Annotated in this window: 3 protein-coding genes; all 3 read right to left on the bottom strand. The window is 43.0% G+C overall.

Annotation, left to right across the window (positions count from 1 at the left end; all coding sequences use genetic code 11):
- Window positions 1-570 precede the first annotated feature (570 nt).
- From B2400_RS05890 to B2400_RS05900, 3 genes are read right to left on the bottom strand one after another with little or no spacing between them, the layout of a single operon-like run.
- Entirely contained in the window at window positions 571-2286 is a 1716-nt protein-coding gene (locus B2400_RS05890; protein ID WP_286652080.1) for an FAD-dependent oxidoreductase, read from the bottom strand.
- 21 nt (window positions 2287-2307) lie between these two features.
- A complete protein-coding gene (locus B2400_RS05895) occupies window positions 2308-4113 on the bottom strand; it encodes a RagB/SusD family nutrient uptake outer membrane protein (RefSeq protein WP_286652079.1) in 1806 nt (601 codons plus the stop codon).
- Window positions 4114-4123: 10 nt separating this feature from the next.
- Entirely contained in the window at window positions 4124-7414 is a 3291-nt protein-coding gene (locus B2400_RS05900) for a TonB-dependent receptor (protein ID WP_293931773.1), read from the bottom strand.
- Between the last annotated feature and the right edge of the window lie 389 nt (window positions 7415-7803).

Genomic DNA, 7803 nt, shown 5'->3' on the forward strand with positions numbered 1-7803 from the left:
GATGGGGGTCTGAATGGGGTAGTACTTAGTATTTAGTAGTTAGTATTTAGACCTAGGGTGGCTATTAGTCTTAGATATTAGACATTAGATGTAAGATTTTAGAACTGCAGGCTGTTTTGTCTTGAACCAGGAAAGGAAGGATGCTAGGATTGTCAGGATAATTCGTCTTTGAACCAGGAAAGAAAGGATGACAGGATCGGGTATAGCGTTGCATATTGGTATGCACATTTACGGTATTGATATCATACGTTTCTGTAGTACGCGGTTCATCATGATTACCGCCTAAATAGTTCAAAATTATATAGGAGCCAATTGGGCGCCAATGCGTAGAGACGTTTCACTAAACGTCTCCTATGAAAAATGCACTTTTATCCTTTCTACATGATCCTGTTTATCCTTGTATCCTTCCTTTCCTGGTTCAAAGACCACTATCCTGTTCATCCTTGTATCCTTCCTTTCCTGGTTCAAAGACCAACTCTCCTAAATTCTTTTTTTCAAACAAAACACCCCCTAAACACAAAAAAACCTGCATTGCTGCAGGTCTAAAATCTAATGTCTTACATCTAATATCTAAATCCTCCATGCCGTCTCAATTCCCTGTTGTTGAATAAAGCTCTGGAAGGCGCTAAGGTTGTTTTTATTGCTTCTGACTTGTTTTGGATGCACATTGTTTTTAGTGCTGTAAGCAATCAATAGGCCTACGGCTTCGCCGATGCTCCATTCTACGGGGTGCAAGCGATAACATCCGTTGGTGATATGTGTTGTTCCGATGTTTTTGTTGGCAGGGAACAGGTTGTTTACGCGTTGCGGTAATAGGGCGCCGAGTGGAATCTGGAACGGTAGGGATCCGAAGTCTATATAGTTGTCGCCTTGATTGCTGGGGTGTAGATCGATATGGTAATAGCCTACGCCTACAGAATCGTAGAACTGAAAGGCTTTCTGCCCTTCTTTTTCGCCGGCTACCATCTTTCTATTTTCAGCACCTACATGCTCTTCCACTACCGTAAACTGTGCCTTGATTCGCCGAGATTCGCGTATATAAGGATATTTTGCCATGCCATCAACGGTGCCCATCACATCACCGCGCAGGCGTAGCCCTTTCCAGCCCATGCCGCCATCAGCACGTGGTGCCTCTGTCTGTAGCCAGTAAAAAAGGGAGCGGCTCAGGTTTTTCGCATCTTCCACTGTCTTTTTGAAGTCCGCTTCGGATACGTCGATCAGATTGCCCATCATGTAATCATTCTGTGGCCAGTTCACAATGGTGATATCGCCATCGTAAAAACCAGGCGTAAAATTGTCCTTGTGGATCAATCGGCGGTAGTTGAATAAGTTCAACATACCTGGCGTATCAATACCGCGAGGATCAAAACCCAAGCGCTTCGGCTTGAGGTCGCGCGGATTGGAGTAGGATAGATCTAGTAGTTTTCCCGACCATGCTGGATTCAGTTTAGGGACATAATTTTTCCATCGATCGTAATCCGTAGGCTTGTCGATTGTGTTGTCAATGCCGTCTTGATAGTCCATCGCGAAACAAACGGTAAAGGCCTGATGGTTCTGTGGTCTTTTGGTTTCCGAAGCGTGTAGCTCTTTGGTTTCTTTCTTTGATTCCGTTCCGGTGACATATTCCGTCTTGGTAATCGGCAGTAAGTCGCCACATTCCGTAGCATCGATAAAGTTTTTTGCCAAGACGTTGATGGTCTTATCTTCATCAATGGAACGAATAGCAATGCTCTTCACATCGTCGCCTTGAATTTGAGCTGTATTAGCTTTGAATCCTAAGAATATCTGCAGCTGTCCGTTGCTGAGGTAAGGCAATAGCATTTCGTACAGCACAGCCACGGAAACATGGGGCTCATGGCAAATTCGGGATACCGACCCATTTCCTGGATTTAAGTTGATCTTGTTTCTTGCTTCCGGAGTTAGAGGATAGTTACGGCGATAGAAATCGCGAACGCGAGTTCTGTAATCACGGTAGGAGCTAGGTGCGCCATGTGTTTCTATCCATTGGTGCTCGTCTGGTGGAACCCCTTGTTGCGAGATCTGTCCACCAATCCAGTCGGTCTCCTCGGTCATGATCGCACGAAGGCCGTTTCTGCAGACAGCTAACGCTGCGGCACATCCGCCCAGACCGCCGCCGATAATGCAAACGTCGGTCTTTATTTCATCAGATCCGTCGTAAGTTTTTGCTCTGGTCTGGCTTTCCAAACTTCCTGCGGATACAATTGGTAGATTTAAGCTGCCCAGCCCCGTCAGGGCAGCTAATTGTAAAAAATTTCTTCTCTTCATGTTTCTTTGTCGTAATTGAATTTAGTAACCGTCGTTTTGTCCCAGTGCAGGCGCCAAGTCAAGCTCGCGTTGCGGAATTGGGAAAAGGTAAAATTTATCATCCCAAAAACGGTTCAGGTCTCTAACTTTAAGTTTTGATTTATAGGCATCGTAATTAGCAATATCGTTTAGGTCATGACGCGCTGTTTTCTTAAAGTTAGGCACCATGTCTGGGGTAACCAAATCATAACCTTCTTGAAGAACGCTTCCATTTGCTGCGCGAGTGGGAAGAGGGTAGCCATATGATGGTCCTTCATTTTCCAAGTCGCCGATTTTCCATCTACGCATATCCGAGAAATGCAAACCTTCGAGCGCAAATTCTACTTTACGTTCGCGACGTACCAGCTGACGCATTTTTTGCTGGTTACCGATACGATCGGCAGAAACATTAGGCATTTTAGAACGATTACGAACCTGATTGATGGCGTCGTAAACCGATCCGTCAAGTTCATTCAACTCTATTTTGGCTTCTGCGTAAGTGAGCAAGATTTCTGGATAGCGCATGATGATGGAATTACAGGTCTGAGCACCGATCGATTCAACCTTCTCATTACTGTATTTTTTCCACATATATCCAACTCCAGCATTCGCGAAGCTCGTCCATGCAGCTCCGGAATTTATATCGGCATTAACACCCGAATTCCACGTTTGTGTTGCGAAATTGAATATTTGGGTAGTCGGTTGATAGACATCCAAAATCATTTTAACTCGTCCTGTTTCAGTACCGTTTGTATTTCCTTCAACAGTATCTTTATGCATCCAAAGGGTGTAACGGAATCGAGGGTCTCGATTTGCCCATGGTTTTTTAGGATCATATAACGGTGATTCGTCGATTCGTAAACCATCTTTACACTCATAAGTATCCGCAAGTATCTGTGAAGGATGTCTACCCGTCTGTCCGTAATTTCTGGAAACCTGACCAAAGCCAATCATATGTGTTTTCTTGATTCCTTTATCAGAATAAATAATTTCAAAAAGGGACTCATTTCTTACGTCGGCTTTTTGTTGTCCTGCTTTGTTAAATAGATCTTCAAAATTAGCTGCTAACTGTCTTTGCCCGATAACGGCTTGTGCCGATTCTGCCGCAATCTTGTAATATGCAGGACCCTTTCCACCAAAGTTTAAACTCCCCGCTAATAGTGCTAAGCGTGCTTTTATTCCATATGCGACTGCACGATCCACACGCCCACGGTTTTCTGCTATCCATGGTAGATCGTTGAGACAAGCATCTAAGTCTGCTAACAGAAAATCGACAATAACATCTTCATTGGTTCGCTCCACATTATAGTCTTCCTGACTTACAGGCTTTTCGAATAAAGGCACCTTTCCGAAAGCTGTCACTAAATTGCAATATGCGAACGCACGAAGTACCCGCGCCTCTGCTAAATACTGTTTGGATTTTCCTTCTAACTTATCAAGGTAGGGTTCTGCGCCGACAAGTACTGCATTTGCTCGCGAAACCGTATTGAAAGAAGCTGTCCACCACTGTGACACTGAAGCGTTATCCGGGTTTAACGACCCACCAGCCCCAATTGTCGTGTTTTCGGCACGCTCGAATGCAAAGCCGGTCCAATGGTCTAACATAATGTTAAACGGTAAATTGAAGGCCAAGTTAATGTTTAATGAGGCATAGACGCCTGAGACTCCGTCTTCTACTGCAGCCTCTGATTGGTAAAATCCACTAGATGAGTAGCTGGTTGGTTCGCGGTCTAGAAAGTCTTTACAGGAGAGTGTAGACGATATTAATAATACGCCTAATATATAGTTTGATATTTTTAACTTATTCATGATGCCTAGCTTAAAAATTTACATTTAATCCGAATGTGAAAGTCTTCATGAGCGGATAGAAGCTACCGCTTGATACTGCATTTTCTGGATCATATCCTTCATATGCATTTGAAAAAGTCAATAGATTCTGTGCATTGAAATAAACACGGAATTGTTTGGTTTGCATCCGTTCTGTCCAAGCTTTTGGGAGGGTATAGCCAAAAGTTAGATTTTTTAGACGGACAAATGCACCGCTTTTCATCCAAAAGTCTGACGGAATGTTGTTAGGGTTATTATTCGATCCGTCAATAAGAAGTATTGGAAATTGCGCGCCAGGGTTCTCTTCGGACCAATAATCAAGTTGATATTTGAACATGGATCGTCCGACAAGGAATGGACGAACACCGTAGCCTTCATATAACAGATCTTTTTTACCAATACCCTGAAAAAACAACGTTAGGTCGAAGCCCTTCCATTCAGCGGATAAGTTTAAACTGTATTCATATCGCGGCATATTGGAACCTAATACGGTGCGGTCATGATTATCTATGATTCGGTCAGGAACGCCGTCCGGACCGCTCAAATCGACATAACGAACATATCCAGGTTTTGTATTTGCTTTCGTACCATATACAGCAGCGTTATCTATTTCTTCTTGTGTTTGGAAGAGTCCGTTAGAAACATACCCGTAGTAGGAATTAAGTGCTTCCCCTTCTTTCGTTATAGTGGAAGTATTGATATACTCATTTCCGTATAAATTTAGGACCTTATTTCTGATATCGGAAAGGTTAGCAGTAATGGCATAATTAAAGTCGTTGACTTGGTCTTTCCAAGTGGCGGATACTTCCCATCCTTTATTTTCTATATCGCCTCGGTTTTCCCATGGTGGTGTTAGCCCAATAAAACCTGGAATGGGGAAGCGTTGCAACATGTCGTAGGTTTTGCGACGAAATACGTCGACGGTAAGTCCGAGTCTAGAATTCAATAATTGAGCATCTAAACCTACGTTCAGTTGACGTGATTTCTCCCAGGAGATGTTCTCATTAGCTACCTCTGTTTGTGCAACACCTGTACCTTGATTATAATCAAACCAATAGCCATGGCCAGCGTAGATCGCTGCCGCATATGGATAATAGCCGCCAATTGCCTGGTTGCCCAATGTTCCGTAAGATCCGCGAAGTTTTAAGTCGTTGATGCTGTTCTTAATATTCTGAAAGAACGGTTCTTCGGAAATGCGCCAGCCGGCGGATACCGATGGGAAGTATCCCCATTGATTTTTACCTTTAAAACGCGTTGAGGCGTCAAAGCGGCTGTTTACCTCTAAAAGATAACGCTCTAAGTAGTTGTAATTCAAACGGCCATAGTAGGATAGCATGGCCCATTCGTAGTGCGATCCGGAGTTTGTTGCAGAAAGCACATCGCCATTGTTTAGATCTTCGAAGCCATCGTATTTAAAGAATTTTCTACCCGCAGCAAAAGAGCGTCCTAGCAATTCTTCGGTTTGCATACCGCCCAATACTTTGAAGTAGTGCGAGCCTAAATTTTTTTCATAGGATGCCTGTAAATTGAACTGGTTGATAATAGTCTGGTTCCAGCTTTCGGATTTATCGTTTCCGGTGGTAGGATAGGTCACTTTATACACTCCAGTTTCGTAGGTGTCATAAGGTTTTAGGAATTGATCGGCCTTATTTTCGAGTCTGTTTTGACTGTAGTTTGTATAAATTTCCATCCCCTCCAAAGGGGTTAGTGACAAGAACCCTTTGATAGCAAGTTCTGGTGTGGTGGTGGTTGATACTCCTGAAACCTCAGCAGAAGCAATGGGGTTGTCGCCATTCTGACCATAACCCCAGGTGCCGTCAGAGTTGATGGCAGAGAAAACTGGAACAAAGGTAGTCACCTTATTGAATAATGCTTCGGGCGTATCACCCGCCGGTGCAGTCACCTTAGACTGACGAATATTCAAATCTATCCCTCCGCGCAACCAAGAAGTCATTGTAAAGTCGTTGTTCAACTTTAAGGTAGAACGGGTGTATTTATTGTTGGGGATATTACCATCTTGTGAGTAATGCGCAAAGTTGGCGAAGGTACGTATGCGTTTCGATCCGCCAGAAAAACTCAAGGAGTTATTATGTGTTAGTGCATTATTGCTAACGAGCAGATCCTTCCAATTGCTGTCATAAAGATTGAAGTTATCAGCACCTTGCGTTTTATAGGTATTGATGATATCATCGCTGTATTGTGGCGTTTGGTTATTGTTTTTGCGCGCGACGTTAATTGCTTCCATATATTCGATAGCGCTTACCGGATCTGGAAAATTGGTCGGCATATTAGTCCCTACAAATCCGCTGTAGTTGATGCTTAAAGCATTTTCGCTTCCTCGTTTTGTGGTTACTAATATGACACCATTAGATGCTCTGGAACCATAGATCGACGCCGAAGCGGCGTCTTTAAGCACCGTAATACTCTCGATACTATTCGGATCTAAGTAATTCATGTAGCCCTCTACACCATCAATTAATACTAAAGGGCCATTTTCAGAGTTCAGCGAGCCTGTACCGCGTATTTTTATTCCTGCGCCGTCATAACCGGGTCTACCGGAAGTCGTCGAAACAGAGACGCCTGGAATCAATCCTTGTAAGGCAATAGATGTATTCGAAGCATTTCGCTTCAAAAGATCTTTACTGGAAACTTGTGCTACCGATCCAGTCAGATTTACTTTCTTTTGCGTCCCGTAGCCGACTACGACTACCTCATCAATATCGCTAACAGATGCGGTCATGGTAACATCGATGCGCGTGCTGGAGTTGATTTCGATCTGTCGATCTCCATAGCCAAGCAAGGAAAAACTAAGACTTTGCGTACCAGCCGGTACGTTTATCTCATAATTACCATCCGCATCGCTCGTGGTTGCAGTAGTACTGTTCGTCGCTTTTATCGTTACTGCCGGTAATGGATTGCCGGCTTCATCTTTTACTGTGCCGACAATTCTTTGTTGATAGGAAGAGCTGCTAACTGCTCGCTCCGTCTTGGTTGGTGCTTTACGCACGACGATGACGTTTTTATTAAGTTCAAAAACATAAGGCGTCTCTGAAAATAGCTGCGTTAAAGCTTGGTTCACGCTGATGTTTTTAAAGTCAACATCAACTTTCTTTTGACCAGTAAATATCTTGGAGTCATAGACTAAGTCGTGTTTTACTTCTTGACTGATCTTTAGAAGTACTTGGTCTATACTGGCGTTTTTCATTTTGAAATTTATCTGCTGGCTCAGAACATTGTTTGCATAGAGCAATGTAAAAGCAGAAATGAAAAATAGAAATTTCATTATCATGAGGATTTTAAAGAAAGACCGAATAGGTTTTTCATTCCATGAGATTTTCATAATTTTTAAGCGTTTGTTTTCATAGTTAGGTAATCAAAAATGGGTTGCTGTCTTGCTACGACATAACAGCTTTTTCGTAAAATAATCTCTGTAGTTTACCTCCTTTCGTTTTTATGCTTGTGTTGTTGGTTTAAGATTTTGGTTGGCGGCGCGGGCCGCTTTAGAATATAGAGCGGAATTTTTGCAGAATCCCCCAAGTGGGGTAGAAATATTTTTTAGGTATTTGGGTTTTAGTAAAAGGATTGCGATGAAAACTTTCAAGTTTCCAACAGGGGTCGGATTTTTTGAGGGGCTTTAAAAGTCGATTCTTTAAATCGAGTAGGAAGATAGGG

The organism is Sphingobacterium sp. UBA6645, from assembly GCF_002455685.1.
Taxonomy (GTDB): Bacteria; Bacteroidota; Bacteroidia; order Sphingobacteriales; family Sphingobacteriaceae; genus Sphingobacterium; species Sphingobacterium hotanense.